This is a genomic window from Paenibacillus yonginensis (assembly GCF_001685395.1).
In the GTDB taxonomy this organism is placed as follows: Bacteria; Bacillota; Bacilli; order Paenibacillales; family Paenibacillaceae; genus Fontibacillus; species Fontibacillus yonginensis.
The window spans coordinates 3,068,531-3,087,526 of record NZ_CP014167.1; the positions used below are offsets into that span (position 1 = coordinate 3,068,531).

General features: G+C 53.2%; 18 protein-coding genes. 7 read left to right on the top strand and 11 right to left on the bottom strand.

Going from position 1 to position 18,996, the window contains the following annotated elements; all coding sequences use genetic code 11:
* Positions 1-115: 115 nt before the first annotated feature.
* Together ltrA and AWM70_RS13920 are read right to left on the bottom strand one after the other, a co-directional pair.
* Positions 116-1,279 (bottom strand): group II intron reverse transcriptase/maturase, encoded by a 1,164-nt coding sequence (gene ltrA, locus AWM70_RS13915; RefSeq protein ID WP_237167918.1) that lies wholly within the window; start codon positions 1,277-1,279, stop codon positions 116-118.
* Positions 1,280-2,018: 739 nt separating this feature from the next.
* On the bottom strand, positions 2,019-2,603 hold the full coding sequence (locus AWM70_RS13920) for a DoxX family protein (protein WP_068697338.1): 585 nt from the start codon (positions 2,601-2,603) through the stop codon (positions 2,019-2,021).
* Between the two features lie 262 nt (positions 2,604-2,865).
* Between AWM70_RS13920 and efeO the strand changes: the two genes are divergently transcribed.
* From efeO to AWM70_RS13935, 3 genes are read left to right on the top strand one after another with little or no spacing between them, the layout of a single operon-like run.
* Entirely contained in the window at positions 2,866-3,780 is a 915-nt protein-coding gene (efeO, locus tag AWM70_RS13925; protein WP_068697340.1) for an iron uptake system protein EfeO, read from the top strand.
* Positions 3,781-3,783: 3 nt separating this feature from the next.
* The gene (gene efeB / locus AWM70_RS13930; RefSeq protein ID WP_083180308.1) at positions 3,784-5,124 is read left to right on the top strand and encodes an iron uptake transporter deferrochelatase/peroxidase subunit; all 1,341 of its coding nucleotides are present in this window, start codon (positions 3,784-3,786) and stop codon (positions 5,122-5,124) included.
* Between the two features lie 49 nt (positions 5,125-5,173).
* Positions 5,174-7,075: an FTR1 family iron permease gene (locus tag AWM70_RS13935; RefSeq protein ID WP_083180309.1), complete on the top strand. Its 1,902-nt coding sequence runs from the start codon at positions 5,174-5,176 to the stop codon at positions 7,073-7,075.
* Positions 7,076-7,170: 95 nt separating this feature from the next.
* Here AWM70_RS13935 and AWM70_RS13940 read toward each other — a convergent pair whose 3' ends face one another.
* The gene (locus AWM70_RS13940; RefSeq protein ID WP_237167716.1) at positions 7,171-7,620 is read right to left on the bottom strand and encodes a MarR family winged helix-turn-helix transcriptional regulator; all 450 of its coding nucleotides are present in this window, start codon (positions 7,618-7,620) and stop codon (positions 7,171-7,173) included.
* A gap of 247 nt (positions 7,621-7,867) precedes the next feature.
* On the opposite strand from AWM70_RS13940, the gene AWM70_RS13945 reads away from it, so the two are divergent.
* The 3 genes from AWM70_RS13945 to nagA are packed head-to-tail and all read left to right on the top strand — an operon-like array spanning position 7,868 to position 10,660.
* The gene (locus AWM70_RS13945) at positions 7,868-8,731 is read left to right on the top strand and encodes a MurR/RpiR family transcriptional regulator (RefSeq protein ID WP_418303161.1); all 864 of its coding nucleotides are present in this window, start codon (positions 7,868-7,870) and stop codon (positions 8,729-8,731) included.
* 19 nt (positions 8,732-8,750) lie between these two features.
* Positions 8,751-9,479, top strand: a complete 729-nt coding sequence (gene nagB / locus AWM70_RS13950) for a glucosamine-6-phosphate deaminase (RefSeq protein ID WP_068697344.1) — start codon at positions 8,751-8,753, stop codon at positions 9,477-9,479.
* Positions 9,479-10,660: an N-acetylglucosamine-6-phosphate deacetylase gene (gene nagA, locus AWM70_RS13955; RefSeq protein WP_068697347.1), complete on the top strand. Its 1,182-nt coding sequence runs from the start codon at positions 9,479-9,481 to the stop codon at positions 10,658-10,660. Before nagB ends, nagA begins: the two co-directional genes overlap by 1 nt.
* 96 nt (positions 10,661-10,756) lie before the next feature.
* On the opposite strand, the gene AWM70_RS13960 is transcribed toward nagA, so the two are convergent.
* The gene (locus AWM70_RS13960; RefSeq protein WP_068697349.1) at positions 10,757-11,764 is read right to left on the bottom strand and encodes a hypothetical protein; all 1,008 of its coding nucleotides are present in this window, start codon (positions 11,762-11,764) and stop codon (positions 10,757-10,759) included.
* A 185-nt stretch (positions 11,765-11,949) separates the two neighbouring features.
* Here AWM70_RS13960 and AWM70_RS13965 point away from each other — a divergent pair, with 185 nt between their 5' ends.
* Positions 11,950-13,017: a glycosyltransferase family 4 protein gene (locus AWM70_RS13965; RefSeq protein WP_068697351.1), complete on the top strand. Its 1,068-nt coding sequence runs from the start codon at positions 11,950-11,952 to the stop codon at positions 13,015-13,017.
* 83 nt (positions 13,018-13,100) lie between these two features.
* On the opposite strand, the gene AWM70_RS13970 is transcribed toward AWM70_RS13965, so the two are convergent.
* The 7 genes from AWM70_RS13970 to wecB are packed head-to-tail and all read right to left on the bottom strand — an operon-like array spanning position 13,101 to position 18,968.
* Positions 13,101-13,451 carry a hypothetical protein gene (locus AWM70_RS13970; RefSeq protein WP_068697353.1) on the bottom strand — a complete coding sequence of 117 codons (351 nt, stop codon included), beginning with the start codon at positions 13,449-13,451 and terminating at the stop codon, positions 13,101-13,103.
* Positions 13,452-13,468: 17 nt separating this feature from the next.
* Entirely contained in the window at positions 13,469-14,509 is a 1,041-nt protein-coding gene (locus tag AWM70_RS13975; RefSeq protein WP_068697355.1) for a glycosyltransferase family 4 protein, read from the bottom strand.
* Positions 14,510-14,542: 33 nt separating this feature from the next.
* On the bottom strand, positions 14,543-15,133 hold the full coding sequence (locus tag AWM70_RS13980; protein WP_068697357.1) for a class I SAM-dependent methyltransferase: 591 nt from the start codon (positions 15,131-15,133) through the stop codon (positions 14,543-14,545).
* A gap of 27 nt (positions 15,134-15,160) precedes the next feature.
* Positions 15,161-16,078, bottom strand: coding sequence for an SDR family NAD(P)-dependent oxidoreductase (locus AWM70_RS13985; protein WP_068697359.1), 918 nt, complete (start codon positions 16,076-16,078; stop codon positions 15,161-15,163).
* Positions 16,071-16,901: a dTDP-4-dehydrorhamnose reductase family protein gene (locus tag AWM70_RS13990; RefSeq protein ID WP_068697361.1), complete on the bottom strand. Its 831-nt coding sequence runs from the start codon at positions 16,899-16,901 to the stop codon at positions 16,071-16,073. Before AWM70_RS13990 ends, AWM70_RS13985 begins: the two co-directional genes overlap by 8 nt.
* The gene (locus AWM70_RS13995; protein WP_068697362.1) at positions 16,898-17,884 is read right to left on the bottom strand and encodes a polysaccharide biosynthesis protein; all 987 of its coding nucleotides are present in this window, start codon (positions 17,882-17,884) and stop codon (positions 16,898-16,900) included. Before AWM70_RS13995 ends, AWM70_RS13990 begins: the two co-directional genes overlap by 4 nt.
* On the bottom strand, positions 17,877-18,968 hold the full coding sequence (gene wecB / locus AWM70_RS14000; protein WP_068697365.1) for a non-hydrolyzing UDP-N-acetylglucosamine 2-epimerase: 1,092 nt from the start codon (positions 18,966-18,968) through the stop codon (positions 17,877-17,879). The genes AWM70_RS13995 and wecB overlap by 8 nt, the downstream gene beginning before the upstream one ends.
* Positions 18,969-18,996: the final 28 nt, after the last annotated feature.

Here is an 18,996-nt window from a genome sequence, read left to right on the forward strand (position 1 = left end):
TTGCTAGAGTAAAGGGCTGAGTTTTTTTTTTTTTTTTCAGCCCCTCCTCATCAAACCGTACGTGAGGTTTTCCCTCATACGGCTTTCCGATGTTCGTCATTCATGTGCGTGCGACTTACAAAAGCGTTTTGAGTCCATACATTTGGCAGAGCAACTTAACCTCATTTCCAGAACTGCGCCAGCGACTACGTTGGCGCTTCTTTGCGTACCACTTCGTTAGCCTTGTGCGGATGTACCCATCTAACTTTGTCATCCATTTGGAACTGTATGGCGTCGAATAGTAGTTCTTCCAGCCTTGGATTCTCAGGTTGAGCCAGTCCACATGTTCTTGGAACGAAACGTGCCGCATTTTCGGCGGCGCGAGTCGTTCTTTAACGACTTCCCGAATGTGTTTCTCTGCTTTAACACAGAGCCATTGTTGCGTCGTATAGTACACGCGGTTCTGCCCCGTTTCTGCTTTCGTCTTCCGGTGGTGCATGCCGAGGAAGTCAAACCCTTCTTCTCCCGTCCATATCCCCACAATCCGCGTCTTTTCCGGATGCAAGGTCAGTTCCAGACGCTCCATTATCGCTTGAATGAGTTTGTACCCATGGAGCGCATCTTTCTTTGTCTTGCACACGACGACAAAGTCGTCTGCGTACCGCGTGAGTTCCCCGACCTCTTTGCCATGCTTTTCCCACAATCGGTCGAAGTAGTTCAGGTAGATGTTCGCCAGTAGCGGCGAGATCACCCCGCCCTGCGGCGTTCCCAGATCGGAACGTCTGACCGTTCCTTCCTCCGTCACTCCTGCTCCGAGCCATTGCCGAATGAGCTTGAGAATGCGTCTGTCGCTGATTCGCATTTCTACCAGTTTCATGAGCTTCTCTTGGTTAATGTTGTCGAAGTAGCCTTGGATGTCGACGTCGACCACCCAATTGCCTTTGCGGTTGCAGGCTTTACGGATTTGCTCCAGCGCTTGTTTTGCGCCTCGCTTCGGTCGAAAGCCAAACGAGCATTCCTGAAAATCGGCTTCAAAGATCGGTTCCACTATGAGTTTCGTTGCCATTTGCACGACGCGGTCCCTTACCGTTGGAATGCCGAGCGGGCGTTTCCGTCCGTCTTTCTTCGGAATGTAGTGACGGCGCACGGGCTGGGGGCGGTAGGACTTCTTCTGGAGCCGTTCTCGGCATTCCGCTACGAATCGGTCTTCACCCATCTTCGCTATATCTGCCAAGGTTTCACCGTCGATGCCTGCCGCTCCTTTGTTTGCCCGTACTCTCCGCCACGCTTCCTGTAGCACATCCAATCGATGGACTTTGTCGTACAGTGCATGGAACTTTCTGCTCTTGCTCGTCTTGGCCGCATGACCTAGCTTCTCTTGGAGTTGTTGAACTTTTTCTGTTGGTGTCGTTAGCCTTCTGGCATTCACTCACTCGTACCTCCTTGTGAAGCTTGAACAAAGCAGGGCGCCTTCCCTCCCGCAGGTTGTGTTGTCCTGCGTTCCCCGGTACTATTCGCCCCTCGGACTCCCTTCCTGCAGACGGATCACTTCACCTTTTGGCTTATAGAGCGTCTCTTTACGGTTTCGAAAAAAAAAATCTCCGTGCAGGGGAGGGTCTCCCCAGTTCACTGCATCCTCTTTCATCCCATGCCGATCCCTCTACGCCGGAGGATTCTTCGCTGACGCTCCAAGTTCTTATCAGCTTCCATGGCCTTCGCCCATGCTCGCGGGGCTCGGCTTCCTCTTTTCCCTCTTGCGAGGCCTTTTTGACGACGCGGCAGGATTCACTTTATGTTACGGCCTGACATGTTGCTCGCCCTGTCTCCGACAGGTACTTTCGTCGATACGCTTCTACGCACAGCTTTCGCCATACGCAGGTATCCTAGCTACACAGGGGCTTGGCCCCTCCTGTGACCGGACTTTCACCGGCTAGAAGATGCGTGCTTAGCTGGGCACGCAGAGCAAAAAAAGCCCCGCTATGCGGGGCATAAGTCATTCAGCTTCAAAACCTGAACAAACAAGGGGCCGGTACCTTTTCTTAATCCCGGTCCGTCAGCCTTCTGCGCCAAGGCGTTCCCAGCTTCGGCAGCGCCCAGCGGTCAAGCCCGTACCAGCCCGCTACCTTCCAGGCCATGACAAGCCAGGTCGCCAGCACAAACAAAATCGGATTGGTGCTGAGCGTACCGGCGAACAAATAGCTTACATTCATCACACCGCCAAAGAAAGCGGCAATGCCGGTCAATAAACCAACAATTAATCCGATCCCGACAAGCACTTCACCGAATGCCACCAGATAAGAAAAAACCTTGGCGTTCGGCAGAACAAACTCCCTCAGAAAGGAAGCGTACCATCCGGTCACGTCGGCATGTTCGCCTCCCGCCTCGGCTTTCGCGAGGGCTCCCTGAAGAAATCCCGTCAGGCCGGCTCCCGCCTTGGAACCAACCCAAGCCTCTGAATTCACTTTCTCCCAGCCGGCCGACAGCCATTCGTAACCAACATATAATCGGATAATTAGCCAGATCCAAGCAGACCGCGTGCTGGAGAATAGAAAACGCGATACCGGATTTTCCGGAACAATGATTTCTTTCCCATAAAGATTCCCAGAGCCAGGCGATTGGTTCATCAGCGATCTCTCCTTTCAGTTTCTGCAGATTTTGGCGTTTCTTTTCATTATCGGATGAGATAGATTCTTTTATACCCTCAATCAGCAAACGTCTTTATTCTTCCTATTTTACCCTTTCCAATATTTTCTGACATTACAAATTTTATATTTCTTTTTTTCTCGCGGAGGGATTGACGTAATCCTAAGGTCTGAATATGATAGGTTTATCCAATTGCAATTGATAATCATTATCAAATAAACTTACATAAAAAGGAGTTTGATTATGAATCTACGTTATGCCTTTGCCCTAACGGCTTTAGCAGCCATTCTTATTGCTGCCGGGTGCTCAAACAGCAGCAACAGTACCGTAGCAGACACCCCTGATTCCAACAATTCGGCAGCGGCTGCAGCGCCAGCTTCCAGCGGGATTTCCTCGGAGGCTCCGGCCGACGCTGCCGACTCCTCAGCTCCCGTTGATTTGACTTCGGCTATCGACAGCTACCGGACCTACGTCATTCAGGAAACGGATGCCCTGGTGAAGGATACCGGTGCCTTTGTGGATGCAATCAACAGCGGCAAGCTGGAAGAAGCCAAAAAGCTCTATGCCCCTGCAAGAATGCACTATGAAAGAATTGAGCCGATTGCCGAGGCTTTGGGAGATCTGGACCCCAGCATTGATGCCCGCGACGGAGACGTAGATCCTGCGGAATGGCGCGGCTTCCATCGTCTGGAGAAAGCCCTATGGGAAGATAAAACGACAGACGGCACCAAGGAGTTTGCAGACCGCCTGCTGAGCGATACCAAATTGCTGCGCGCCAAGGTCGAGACTGTGGAAATTGCCCCCTCCCTGCTTGTTACAGGAGCGGTTGAACTTCTGAATGAAGTATCTACCTCCAAGGTAACGGGGGAAGAAGACCGCTATTCGCGCACCGATCTATACGATTTCGCTGCAAATGTTGAAGGTGCCCAAAAAATCTACGAGCTGCTGCAGCCAAGCCTAGCCGGCAAAGACGCCGAGCTGGATCAGAAAATCGCCGCCAGCTTTAAAGTGCTGCAGGACGAATTAAACGCCTATGCCAAAGACGGCGGTTATGTCTCTTATGATGTGCTTAAAGAAGATGAGGTCCGCAAATTAAGCCAGAACCTGGACGCGCTGGCTGAACCGCTGTCTCAAATGGGCACCTTGCTGGGAGTGTAATCAATGAAGAAGAAATCCTCTGAGACCCTCATAAATCATAAAGAAACAGGGACGCCTGCCAAGACGCCCGGTTCTCTGCTGAATAAACCCTTAAGCCGGCGGGATGTGCTTAAAATGGCCGGTGTCGGCGGGCTGGGTCTTCTGCTGGGCGGCGGGGCGGCCGGGGCGCTGTTCACCGGTACCCAGGCCGTTGCCCGCCGCAAAAATGTACTGAATGCCGGGCGGGCCCACAGGGCGGCTTATCCTTTTTACGGGGAACACCAGTCCGGAATTATTACCCCTTCGCAAAACTTCCTGTGTTTCGCTTCCTTTGATCTGACCGCAACCAAACTTGATGAGGTCAGGGCTTTGTTCAAGAAATGGACTACGGCAGCAGCCAGCATGACGCAGGGAGCGATGCTCGGGAACGAGTCCACCAACACTAATCCCAACTTGCCTCCCGCCGACACTGGGGAAGCGGCCGGGTTGATCCCTTCCAAAATAACGATCACCTTTGGTGTGGGGCCTTCCTTCTTTGACAGCCGGTTTGGTCTTGCCGCCAAGCGGCCCGCAGCTTTCCCGGACCTGCCCAAGTTCCGCGGCGACGCGCTACAGCCGCAATGGTGCGGCGGGGACATTGGCGTTCAGGTTTGCGCCGATGATCTTCAGGTCGCTTTCCACGCCGTGCGCAACCTAGCCCGGTTGGCCAGGGGTACGGCCGTGCTGCGCTGGACGCAGGAAGGGTTTCAGCGAACGACGGCCGCCGAGCCGACTGCCGGAACCCCACGAAATCTGATGGGCTTCAAAGACGGAACCGGCAATCCTGACGTCAATAACGCCGCACAGATGAAACAGGTGGTTTGGGTCCAGCCTGAAGACGGCGCCTCTTGGATGGCCAATGGAAGCTATATGGTGGTAAGACGCATTCGCATGCGCCTTGAAGTTTGGGACCGGTCCACTCTGGATGATCAGCAGCAAACCTTTGGACGATACCGGGACAGCGGGGCCCCGCTGGGCGCCCGCGATGAATTTGATCCGCTGGATCTTAGCGCCAAAGATGAGGCGGGAAAGCCTGTTATCCCCCTGAATGCCCACTCCCGTCTGGCCCATATGGAGGGCAAAACCAAGCTGCTGCGGCGGGCCTATTCCTATTCCAGCGGTCTGGATCTGAAAACCGGACAGCTGGATGCGGGTTTGATGTTCATCTGCTACCAGCGGAACATCAAACAGCAGTTTATCGCGATGCAGGAAATTTTAGCGGCTGAGGATAAGCTGAACGAATATATCACCCATGTCGGCAGCGCCAGCTTCGCCTGCTTCCCGGGTGTTGCGGAGGGCGGCTATATCGGGGACCGGCTTTTTTAATCTGGGAAAGATCATGAAACCACGAATTTCAGCAGAAAGAGGGACGTTTATGAACGAACAGACGTTAGGTTACGCCGCGGACCACCCAGACCACGCAGACAGCGCACACCAAGCCGTGCTCGCCAAGCGGTTATCAGGTCTTCTGCTGGCAGCAGCTCTGCTTCTTGGCCAGCTTTGGCTGGCCACAGCCACAGTCTCAACCTCCGCATACGCCTCAGGAGATCATGACCAGACGGTGCTGGATACCCTGCTGCCGCTGGTCGGAGGCGCGCTGGTCGCTGCGGGAAGCGGAGACTGGACAGAAGCCTCCAGCGAGCTGTCCCAATTCAATTTGGCTTGGCAGCATCTTTCTCCACCGGATGACATGAACAGCCGCGTCGCCTCAGAGGCCGAGGCCGCCAGGAAAGCCATTGCGGCCCAGGACAAGGAAAGTGCAGCCAAAGCGTTATCCGCCCTGGCCAAAGATGTGAATGCCTATCTGGAGGCAGCGGACGCCAGCGATCCCGCCGGCAAGGAAAGCGGGGCAGCTTCAGTTGCTGATGCCGGCAAACAATCCGCCGGCCAGCTGCTGGCCTTGAGCAATAAAGTTGCCGCTGATCTGAAGCAGTCTGATCTTGAAGTGGCCAAACGGGACTACAAAGCCATAACTGACGGATGGACTAAACTTGAGAACCCGATCCGTCAAGCTCATTTCGGCTTATACAGCAAGCTGGAGACCCAAATGAGCCTGATCCGCGTGGCCCTGCAGGCTAATCCGGCCAAAGCGGACCAGGCAGCCTCCGAGCTGTCCGAGATGAATACCCTGCTTCAGGATTATGTGCACGGCAAGCTGGACGGGCAGAAAGATCAAGCACCGGAGACCGGCAGTGTATCGCTTGGAGATGCCTTAGCTTTATTGCTTGGCGCCTCGGCGCAGCTGGATTCCGGCGACACGGGCGGCGCCCAAAGCCAGCTTGAACAATTTATTGAAATGTGGCCGGCCGTGGAAGGCGCGGTTTCTATCTCGTCTCCTTCTGCTTACCAGAATACGGAGAACCGGATGACGGAGGCGCTCGGATACCTGGCTTCCAATCCTCCGGCAGCTGATCAAGCCCAAACGGTGATCGGGCAAATGCTAAGCCAGCTTGAGCCTATTTCCAAGGTGACCTCTTACAGCGCGTGGGACGCTGCGCTTGTCATGCTCCGCGAGGGGCTTGAGGCCATCCTGGTTGTAGCGGCTCTGCTCGCCTTTGCCAAGCGGGCGGATAACCGGACCGCCCGCAAATTTATATGGTCCGGGGCGGCACTTGGCCTTGTACTGAGCGGTCTCCTTGCCGTGCTGCTCACCTATGCGGTCTCCCGGGCAGCCTCCGGCAGCACACGTGAGCTGACTGAAGGGATTACCGGGCTGTTTGCTGTCGTCATGATGCTGACCATCGGCGCCTGGCTTCACGGTAAATCCAGCACCCAGGCATGGAATGCCTACCTCTCCAGACAGGTTGGCGGAGCCATTGCCCGCGGCAGCTTATGGTCGCTGTTTACGCTTTCGGGATTGGCGATCTTGCGTGAAGGAGCCGAGACCACGGTATTTTATATCGGTATGGCCCCTTCCATCTCCCCGGCTGAGCTGGTTCTGGGAATTGCAGGCGCTTTGGCCGGGCTAGCTGTACTGGGCTACTGCATAATCCGGTTCAGCAGCCGGATGCCGATCCGGCCTTTTTTCCTGACAGCAACTGTATTGATTTATTATTTGGTGCTTCGTTTTCTCGGCGAAAGCCTGCATGCCCTGCAGATTGCCGGCAGGCTGCCCGCACACAGCCAGAGCGGCCTCCCGACCATAGGCTGGCTGGGAGTTTACCCGACCTGGGAAACCTTTATTCCGCAGCTGTTCCTGCTGGTATGGATCGTGTATTCCTTTGTGCGGCCCCATGAGCGGAAACCAGGCAGCGGCCGGCAGGCTCCTGTCGTCTAAAGGCGTATAAAGAAGCAGCCCCAAAAATTCGGGTTCATGAAACCAGTTACACAAAAGGAAGGAGCGCCAAAGCACTCCTTCCTTTTGTGTCCGTATTATTTTTGCAGCCAGGGCGGTTTCTCCATCACCGATAATTTCTCCACAATGCTGACCAGGCTCTCCACCTCGAACGGCTCCAGCTGTTCCAAATACCATTTGACGATTCGGATCGACTTCTTCCGCCCTTCCTCCATCGCCTGGTTCCCGCATTCCGTTAAGGAGACGAGCACTGCCCTCCGGTCTTCCATGTCATGGCGCCTCTCAACAAATCCGTTCTGAACCAGCCGGTCCAGCATAACGGTAATGGCACTCGGCTTCACCTCGAGCGCATCTGCCAGGTCGCTGACCTTGCAGGGGCCTTTACGGTAAATATAAATCAGCATATGAAACTGCGGACCGGTAAGCCCAAGCTCTTTATGCCTCATAATGTCATTTTCTATTTGCTTAAACGTTTTGGTCCAGCCGTTTTGCAGCCGTTCGATATAATGATCCAGATCTACCTCCACGGTCTGCCCCCTCTCTACTGCCTCTTCGCGTAACCCAAACAACCTTTACTATAAATTTAACCTAACTAACTTTATTTCTCAATGCTTCCGTCAGAATGCCGGGGTATGAAATGTCCTATTCGCGGGGCACAACAACCAGTAAAAGGCTTGCATCAACCTTGAAAATGCACTAAGATATTCTTGAAAATTATTTTCACTATATATTAATTTAATACGAAAAATGTTTTCCGAATGTAAAAACGGGAAGGTGAACGATATCTCAACGGTTTCTACTCCTATCCTGCATGCTGTGCAGGAGCATCTGCCGCAGCTTTCCCAGCAGGAGCGCCGGATTGGCGAATATATTCTCGCTTCTCCCGCCACTGTTGTCCATTTGGGCATTACGGAGCTGGCCGATCAGTGCGGCGCCAGTCCCTCGACCGTTACTCGCTTCTGCAAGGCTTTCCATTTTAAAGGTTATCCCGATTTTAAAATGAAGCTGGCCGGCGAGCTGGCCCAGAAGCCTGCGCAGAACGCTTACCAGGATGTCATCGCCGGCAATGACCTGCAAACTATCGCTTCGGCCATGGAATCCAACCATGTAGCGTCAATCGCCGATACGACCCGGCTGCTGGATATCCAGCAGCTTCAGCGGGCGGTTGAAGCGCTGTGCGGTGCGGGCCGGATCGACCTTTACGGGGTGGCTACTTCATCCATCGTCGCTCAGGATTTCTATCAGAAGCTGGTGCGGATCGGCAAGAATTGCACCGCCTTTGCGGACTCGCATATGCAGATTACCTCAGCCACAGCTTTGAGCAGCGGCGATGTGGCCGTCGCCGTCTCCTATTCGGGAGAAACGCCGGAGACCATTGCCGCTCTCAAATGCGCCAAAGACAGCGGCGCCACGACGATCTGCCTGACCCATTACGGCAGCAGCTCCCTGGCATCACTAGCCGATATTCCGCTGTTCTCTTCATCGCTAGAAGAAGGGATGCGCCGCGGAGACATGGCTTCACGGATTGCCCAGCTTCATATTATTGACATCCTGTTTATGGGGATGGTCAGCTCCAGGTTTGAGGATTATGTGCCCAAGCTGGAGCATTCTTATCACAATGTCCGCAATTACCGCTAAATCATTGGAGGAATGAGATATGCCAAACATTATCAAAGCCCAAAACGAAGAACAATTTAACGACATTGGAGCCGGGATTATTGCCAGCCTTTTGCAAAGCAATCCTAAAGCCCTGCTGGGCCTGGCCACAGGCAGCTCGCCTGTAGGCGTGTATGGCCGTCTGGTGGAGCTTTATAAAGAGGGCTCCGTAAGTTTCGCCGAAGCTCAAAGCTACAATCTGGATGAATACGTCGGTTTGCCTGCCGATCATCCGGAAAGCTACCGTCGGTTCATGGATGAGAAGCTGTTTAATCTGGTCGACATTAATCCGGAAAATACCCATGTGCCGATGGGATCTTCGCCTGATCCCGAGCAAGCGGCAGCTGAATATACGCAGCTTCTCCAGCAGGCCGGACGGCTTGACCTGCAAATTCTCGGCGTGGGATTAAACGGCCATATCGGCTTTAATGAACCTGGCGACGAATTGCATGGCTTCACCCATGTCGTAACGCTGGATGAAAGTACACGCCAGGCCAATGCCCGTTTTTTCTCCTCTATCGACGAAGTGCCAACCCAGGCGATTACGATGGGGATCGCCTCAATCCTGCATGCCAAGCAGATTTTGCTGCTCGTTAGAGGCGCCGAGAAAGCCGAGGTTATCGCTCGCGCCCTTAAAGGCCCTGTAACGACGCATTGTCCGGCTTCATTGCTGCAGACACATCCTAATGTGATTGTACTGGTCGATCAGGAAGCGGGGCGTCTGCTTTGATGAACCGTTCCTTTGTTATTACTCATGGCAAGGTCGTAACCCCAACAGGGATAATTGAAGATGGAGCAGTTGCCGTTGAGAACGGGATTATTGCTTTTGTCGGCGCAGCATCGGCTTTGCAGCATAGCAGGACCTCCTATCCGGAAATCGTTGACGCGGACGGCCGCTATATACTTCCTGGTTTTATTGATGTCCACGTCCACGGCGGAGTTCATCACGATTTCACCGGCGCGGATCAGCAGGGGATCGAAGCCATTACCCGTTTCCATTGTTCTCAAGGAACAACCGCCATGCTGGCTACAACCATGACTGCACCAAAGGATGTCTTGGACCAGGTTCTGGCCGAGATCGATACGTTTAAATCAGGCGAGATGCCTTATGCCCAGCTGGAGGGCGTACATCTGGAAGGGCCTTTTATTAGCCCTAAATGGCCGGGAGCCCAAAATCCGGAGCATATTGTCCATCCGAACCGGGACTGGATTGAGGAATGGGAAACCCGTTATCCGGGTCTCATCAAGCAGGTTACCTTTGCTCCCGAACGTGAAGGGGCCTTGGAGTTGATTGCTTATCTTCGCAAGCAGGGCATAGTTGCTGCCGCAGGGCATACCGATGCAACCTATGAGGAGATCATGACGGCGGTCGATGCCGGACTGCATCACGCGGTCCATACCTTTAACGCCATGACGCCGATGCATCATCGCAAACCAGGCACGGCCGGAGCCCTTCTAAGCTCGCCGCAAATGAGCGCCGAAATCATTGCCGATGGCATCCACGTTCACCCGGCGGTCATCTCTGTTTTGGCAGCCGTCAAAAACAATCACAATCTGGTCCTGATCACAGATGCAATGTCCGCAGCCGGGCTTGGCAACGGCGACTACATGATCGGCGATCTTCCCGTAGTTATGAAAGACGGCGTATGTACGCTGAAGGACAGCGAGGGGACCCTGGCAGGCAGTACGCTGACCATGATCCGCGGATTCCGGTTCCTGGTACAGGAGGTTGGCTTAAGCATTGAACGCGCTTCGGAAGCAGCCAGCGGCAATCCGGCCAAACTGATTCGGATCAATGACCGAACCGGGTCGATCGAAACCGGCAAACAGGCAGATTTGCTGCTTGTGGACGATCAACTGGAGCTTCAGTCCGTATGGGTTAAAGGCCTCAAACAAGCAAACGAACAATAAATTGTCGGCCAAACCGCTGTTCAAGCCTAATTTAAAAGTAAAGAGCATTCCGGACGCTTGGCGCGAATGGAATGCTCTTTTTTTGCCATGCTAAGCTTAGCGGTTCGGATTCATATCAAAACGATTGTTATTAGTGGTCGGAGTAGTATTAAAAATGCCAGTATTGCCTGCATTCGTGCGGCCCATATTTCTCAAACGTTCAGGGAACAAGCTGTCAATCATGTTGCCCAGATCGTTAGTTACATTTCTTGCTCCGTTCGTCAGCGGATTATTGCCCAGAGTCATGCCGCCATCTGTGCTGTAGCTGCCGAGCTGGCTTACGAAATCGGAGTTATCCGAAATATACACATGCTGGATGTGCGGAGCCGAACGTTTAACGGTTCGTTCGATTTCACTGCGTACATTGGCTGGAATAGTGCTGTTATTAGTGCTATAAGTGGACAACCCTCTGCCAGCATTAGTTCTGTAAGGCATGTTATCGGCCTGTGCCCCTAATCCTCCGCCAAGTCGGGTTCCATCATAAATGGTTCCTGGATTCGGATTATAGCCGCGAGCTGCCGGGTTGGTTCCCCCGCTGATATTGCTGGTGTGGTCGAGTCCACGGGCTGCACCTGCTGCGCCATTCGGACGGTAGTCGCTTCCCCCCGGATTTACTCCTTGCCCCATCGGACGGCCAAGCGTAGAGGTCCGGCCGGTAACATTGCCTGTGCCTAACGCACCGGGTCCAGTCAATCCGTCTGTTGCATTTGTCGTACCCATGTTGTTGTTCATGCCTGTTCCGTTACCGGAAGCACGGGTACCGCCCAAAGAAGGATTGGTTCCGTTTAAGCTGACAGCCACAAAAGCTTCGCTGCCGGAAGTCATCACATGGGCGGTACGAACGCTGCCTATTTCCGTAACCTTTTTGCTCAGGACCTGGCTGTACTTCATGTTTCTTAAGTTATCCTGGCCCTGATCATAGGAATTGACGTTCAAACGATGAGCCGTTTGATTTTTTACGCCTTGCGTGCCCACCTTATGGTTTTGGCCGCAGCCAGTCAATCCCACCATACCGACAACAAGAGCTGCTGACAGAGATAAACCCAATGTTTTTGAAGCTCGCATAAATGGTCATTCCCCTTCCATTAAGCATAATGAGTGACAGCTATAGAATGGCCTTTATCCAGATGGAGTATCCAGAAAGAATTTAGCATTTGCCCGGCACTTGACCACACCTTGGCAGACGCCTTGACGTATTTTATAGAAGCTTGTTAACCGTCAAATTCCAAGGAATAGAGGTGAATGGGCCGTTGAAAATATTGTTTACGTTCTTTATTCCCAGCGGCGGGGTGGAAACGTTAAACCGCATGCGCAGCCGGGTTCTCCGCAAGCACGGCGTGGAAGCTCATCTGCTGTATAATCAGGCCGGAACAGGGCTGCAAAATATTTCTGACGTTCCGGTGTTCATAACGAGCTCGGATGAAGAGCTGCGCGCCCTTGTGAATCAGCAGCAATATGACGCTGCCATCGCAACTTCGGATTTCATCATGGCCTACCGTCTTCGGCAAGCAGGGTTTACGAAACCTATCCTGTTCGAGGGACAGGGCTTCGGCATGTGGAAAGATGCCTATTTAACCGTTCTGGAAGCTGAACCTTTTATCAGACGTTTTACCAATGGTATTCTGATGCCCCCAACTACCCATTTGGCCGAGTTGTTTGATCTTCTCTGTCCGAATGCGCCGAGATATGTCATTCCGAATATGATTGATCTAAGCCGCTTTCCAAAGCTGGATGTCCCCCCTCCTGCAAATCCGATTATCGCCTGGATCGGCAGACTGGAACCTAATAAGAATTGGTCGGAGTTTCTGTTTATCTGCTATGGGCTGCTGCAGCACAAACCCGATCTGCAGATCCGGATGTATACGGATGAGTCGCTGGCCGCCCCGGGGGAACGCAGCGCTTTCTATGGATTGGTGGAGCAGCTGAATCTGGCGGGGAATCTCCATACCTTAAACAGCGTGCCGAACGATCAGATGTCCTACCATTATTCGCTGATCGCAGCCTCCGGGGGCATGGTGATTTCCACCTCCAAAATGGAAGGCTTCGGCTACGCGGTAGGGGAAGCCATGGCTTGCCGCTGCCCTGTTCTCAGCACGGATTCGGATGGTGTCCGAGCCTTTATCATTCCGGATGTGACGGGCACCTTCTATCCGCTGGGAGATGTGGCTTCCGCGATCGAAAAAGCCCTTCGCCTGATGGAGGACCGGACTCTGCGCGAGCAGCTGACCGAAGCCGGATACCGCCATCTGGAAACCCATTTGTCTCCGGATGTTTATGCGGTTTCCTTGATCCAGACGCTTCAAAGCCTGGGAGGTTAGCCAAGGCATTCAGAGCACAATACACCAGACAAGAAAAAGCATCCCATGTAAGCGGGATGCTTTTTCTGTCTTGTATTATTGTATTAGGATGCCGTCCATTCGACATTCAGTTCGCTCCACATGCCCAAAACCTCTCCGGACGAGTCCCGGAATACAATACGGATTGTAGCATGGTGCAGCAGATGAATGCTTGTCGTAATGACTAGCAGCATCGGTTCATAAATCCCCATATTGCGGATATGCAGGACCGAACCCCGTTCGTGGCAGGGAGCTACCTGGGAAACAAACTGAAATACGGTATTCCCGTTCACTTGCCCCAATATACACGCGTCGAAAGGCTCTGCCCTATTGTTGGCTACTGCTACATCAATCAAATGAATCGGACTTGCGAACGGAGCCATATCTCTTCCGATGACCGTCTGAAATCGAGCCACCCCGAATCACCTCTTCTTCAGCTTGTTCGGGTCAACAGCACTTCTACCGCATGCTCAAAATCGGCGGCGCTTTTGTCCCAGGTAAATTTATAGGAATCGGCTTGACCCGTAGCGGCAAGCTGTGAACGAAACACAGGGTCTACAATCAGGCGGGAAATATCCTCGCCAAGCCGGTTCTCATAGCGATAAGACATCAGGCAATTAACCTCTGGACGGCAGTAATCGGCGTTTCCCCCGGAATATAAAGTGACCAGAGCCGCACCGCAGCGCATCGCTTCCAGGCCCGGAAGTCCGCCCGCATCGTAAACGCTCGAGCTGACAAAAATATCGGTCATATTGTAGAGGTATCTTAGTTCTATATCATCTGCCGGGGTGACCATTCTGAACAATCCGTTTGCCCCAAATTGCTGCAGCTCCGTTGACTCCTCATATTCCCTTGGCGGACAGATCAGATTTATTTCAACGTCGGGATACCGCTGTTTGACCCTTGTCAGCTCATACAGCAAATATTCCTGATCCCTATGCCAGGAGAAGCTTGGTGTTACATTTCGGACAACCGCCGTAATTCGAAGACCCGGAGCAAGCTGATTCCGGAAATTCATATTGTGGAAAAAGCTGCTGACGCCAACCGGCACAATCATGCCGCCGACTCCGTGTATCATCTGGATCAGCTGCTGCTGCCAACGAGATAAAACTATCAGGTGTTCAGTCATGGAATAGGTAGGAAAAGAAGCAAAGTTGTCGCTCAGAAAAACAGGCTCGTAACATAAAGCCAGCCGGACATGTACTCCTTTATTCCGGGCGCTGGCTTCGACTGCCGGATATACGGTTGTGAAGAAATTAGAGACAATCACGTCCGCATCGGGGAAATCTTCTGCCTTCAGCACACTCCGGTCCACACGAAGCACCCTGGACGATATGGCATATTCAACCACACCCTGAGCCGGCATAATAATGGTAACCTCGTGGCCTTTTGCCCCCAGCCAGTTCGTCAGTTCGGCAAGCATCCGCTGCGCTCCCCCCTGGCATAAAGTCAGTATAGGAAAAGTAAAACGCATCTTGAGCCTCCCTCCTCCCGTTCATTTAATGCTCTATTCATCTTTAATCAATTTATAGGCGAGCAGCGCATCTACCGGCGGCGCGTCTTCGCCAAATGCGGCACGAAAAGAAGCATTTTGGGCATTATGAAAGCTTTTAAGCACAATAACCCGGTATCCCCGTTTCATAAATTCCTCCGGCTCCCAGCCGCTCTGATGGGTCTGAAATTTCTCCCCGTTCAGTCCGTAGTTATCGAGACTTTCTTGTGGAAAGAAACCTCTCGGCGTAAAGATAACCACCCGCTGCCGGGCAATCTTCTCCGCATCATCCAGTACCTTAAGGGCATCTGCCTTGGTCAGATGCTCCAAGGAATCAATCAGAGCAACGGCGTCAACCGACCGCGGCATCAGCAGCGAACCGATCTCACGAGCATCTGCTACGATCGGCAGCACAAAAGCGGGGGTCTTGCGCAGATGCTCAAGATAAGGACGATGAATATCCATGGCTACAATAATATTGCAATCATAATGTTCCCATAGGAGGCCCAATCCGCAGCCAACGTCCAGCACGGATACGCAGTAGCGGAATTGCTGCCGGAGCAGCGTAATGAAATTGGCGTTGTAAACTTCCGTATAAAGGTTCAAGCTTTCCTCCCCTTTCGCCTTTTTGGCTTAACGTTGCCCACCCTGCTCAAAGCGCCAATAAGCAACAATATCATGAACCGACTGCTCCCAGGGTATAGAGGGCTTGAATCCCAGCTTGATAAGTTCCTCAGGCCCTTGCGTCTCGCCAGCCTGAGGGATCGCAGACACATCCCCTTCCTCTATACTTACGGGAACCTGCGCCAGGCTGCTGAAGCTGTGCGCCGTTTCCCGCAGCGTACGTTCTTTCCCCGAGCAGATCGGGTAAATTACGCCGCTTTGCCCTTGCTTGAGCAGCAGCTCATAGGCCAGGACTGCGTCTCTTACATCCAGGAAATCACGCCGTTCAAGGCCTGAAGATAAATGGAAAGGGCGTCCGCTGTATGCCTGTTCTTCAGCAGCTATGTGCTTGGCGATCAGAGCACAAATCCCGGTCGAAGGACCCGGTCCAACAAGGTTTCCCGGTTCTCCGATAATGACCTCCTGCCCGAACAGCTGGCCCCAGCACAAAGCCGCCATGCCCCCGAGTGATTTGCTGAGCCCATAGGGATGGTTGGGAACCGGATGATCGGTCAGCTGAAACCGGAGGCGGGAGTGGGCCAGCACCACTCTGCTTGTTCTCCCGCTCCTGCGCAGGGCATCCAGCAGGTACAAGACGCCCATCACATTAGTCTCCATATAATCAATGGGCTGCTCCCAGGACTGCTTGACGGCGTTCTTCCCGCCCAGATGCAGCACATATTCTGCTTGGGCTTCTTCTACCAGCCTCTGCATAGACGCATAGTCTTTCAAATCACAGGCCACATACCGGACGCCGGGTATCGCCTTAACCCCTTCCAGACTCCGTACGGCACCCACAACCTCATAGCCCTGCCCGGCGAAATGCTGGCAGGCATGGTGGCCGGTGAACCCGGCCGCCCCTGTGATGAGAATCGTTTCTTTAGCCATGCTGCTTCATCCACTTTGCCAGCTCAGACAACATGGTGCTGTAATTGGGCAGATCAAGAGCTGCATCACTTCGGGTGGAGACAAGCGTCCGGTCCAGCACGGTCTCTCTCTCCGGCAGAATGTCCACGTCCTGTTTGTCCCAGATCTCCTGCATCAGCTTCAGCAGATCATGTTTGCTCACCTTCTCCGGATGAGCCAGATGGATCAGTCCGGACAGCGGCCGGTCCAGCACCTGCTCGATCACTTTGGCAAGCTGGAGCGTCGTTACACCATTCCACAGCACCCTTTGATAACCGTAGATTCGGCCCGTCTGACTCATAAACCATTCCATCAGGCCGATTCCTCCACTCCGGATTTCAGGCCCTATAATGGAAGTGCGGATTGTCAGATGACGTCCCTGCTTGATCTCGCCAAGCGCTTTGGTTTGCGCATATTTCGAGACGCCGTCCGGCTGGTCATGCTCCGTATAGGAGCCTTTATCGCCCAAAAACACACAATCGGTGCTGATGTGAATCAGTCTGGCCCCATAACGGTCTGCCGCCCGCCGCAGGCGGTGCGGCAGCAAACCGTTGATTTCATAGGCGCCAACCACATCGCGGTCGGCAAACTGATTCAGCACGCCTACCGCATTGATGATGACATCCGGGCGAACGAGAGCGATCGTCTGTTCCGCCATGCCCGGGTCCTGAACATCCAAAAAGATTCCTGCGGTATCCCTTGCGTCGCGGGTCGTATAAAAAACGTCATGGGAGGTGGATTCCCGGAAATACTGCACAAGCATATGCCCGGCCATTCCGTTCCCGCCAAAAATCAATATTTTCATTCAAGGAACCCCCCACGGACGAGGATCTCCTTGATCTCCTTTTTATCCATCAGATTTTTATCCGAGCTGAAGCTGCTGAAAGAAACAAGCGGATAAGCTTTATAGCGGTCTTTCAGGTTGGGAATGTCCAGCGTAGGCAGAATGACCAGATATTCGTCGTCATAAACGACCGTTGACTGGCTTTCGAAATCGCTCATCAGAATTTCGTGAATTTTTTCGCCCGGACGGGTGCCGGTTTCAATGATTTCCACGTTCTCCCGGCCTGAAGCCTCAATCAGCACTTCCGCCAGGTCCACAATCCGGCAGGTTGGCATGGTCATGACGAAGATCTCTCCGCCAACGCTTTCCACCGAAGCTTTGAACAGCAGCTTGATGGCATCCGGAAGGGTAAGGAAGAAGCGGGTCATATTCATATCGGTAATGCGAACCTGGCCTTTGTTTTTAATTTGATTCATAAACAGGTGCACGACACTTCCGTTCGTGCCCAGGACATTCCCGCCCCGTACGCAGACGAATTGCGTCTCCGAAGGGAGCAGATTCGCGTAGACGATCAGCTTTTCGCCGATCGCTTTGGTCATGCCGTAAAAGTTGGATGGATTCGCCGCTTTGTCGGTCGAAATATAGATGACCTTCTTGACGCGGTTCTCCACCGCTGCTTCAATCACATTCTGCGTGCCTACAACATTGGTCTTCAGCGCTTCATAAGGCTGATCTTCACAAACCGGAACGTGCTTCAGCGCCGCTAGGTGAAACACGTAGTCCACATTTTTGCAGGCGGCCGCCAAGGCCTCTTTATCGCGGATATCTCCAATCCTGAAGGTTAGTCTGTGGTCCTCAAAAGCCCGGCTCATCGCCACCTGCGTTGATTCGCTGCGGGAATAAATGATGATTTCTTTCGGATTCTGCGGCAGAAGCTGCTTGATCAGTTCATACCCCCAGGATCCGGTACCGCCAGTCACCAAAATAACCTGATTATTAAACATGCATTTTCCCTCCAAGCAAAAATTTGACTACCTTCTGCGATACATGCTCGGTTAAATAACCGTCCGGAACTTCCCAGTTTACATCGCTTTCCGTCATAATCCGTACCGCCTTGGCGATGGATTGGGCATTTAATCCGGAAACGATATTGCTTCCGCAGTCCACCGTCTCCGGACGCTCCGTTGTCTTGCGCAGGGTTACGGTAGGAACATGCATGATGCAGCATTCCTCCTGCACCGTCCCGCTGTCCGTCAATGCACATTTGGCATGGCGTTCCAGCTTCACGAAGTCAAAGAAGCCAAAGGGCTCATGAAATTGCACAAGCTTATGCATGGTAAGGCTGAAATCAGCCCCCATCTTTGATTGGGTGCGCGGATGCAGACTGCAGATCAAAGGCAGCCCGTATTCCTCCGCTACCGCGTTCAGGCCCTTCATAATCTCCAGCAGGTGCTCGGGACGGTCCACATTCTCCGCACGGTGAGTCGTTACCAGAAAATATTGTCCTGGGGCCAGACCTAGCCGGTCCAGAATGTCGCTGGCGTCCACTTGAGGTTCATAATGCTTCATAACCTCATAAATCGGATTCCCGGTGAGCACAATGCGGGGACCCGGCACACCTTCCCGGATTAAATGCTGTTTGCTCTGCTGCGTGTACGGCATATTAATGCTGGAGATGGCGTCAATTACTTTGCGGTTCTTCTCCTCTGGCACATCAAGGTCATAACAGCGGTTCCCGGCTTCCATGTGAATGACCGGAATGCCCATCCGTTCTGCCAGCACCGCGCAGAGCGCGCTGTTCGTATCCCCGAGCAACAGCACCTTGTCAGGGCGTTCCTGCTTCAGAATGTTCTCCATGCCTGCAAACATCGCCGCAAGCTGCTCGCCCAGTGAAGCCTGCCGGTCCTGCAGCACATAATCGGGAGCACGCAGACCCAGCTCGGAGAAAAAAACGCCGCTTAACGAAACCGTAAAATTCTGGCCGGTATGAACAAGAATATGCCGATCCGCAAAGCGGTCCAGAAGCGGAATGATTAAACTGAGCCGGATAATTTCAGGACGTGTCCCCAGGATCGTCATGATTTTCATTATGTCAACTCCTTCGGGTTAGGTGATA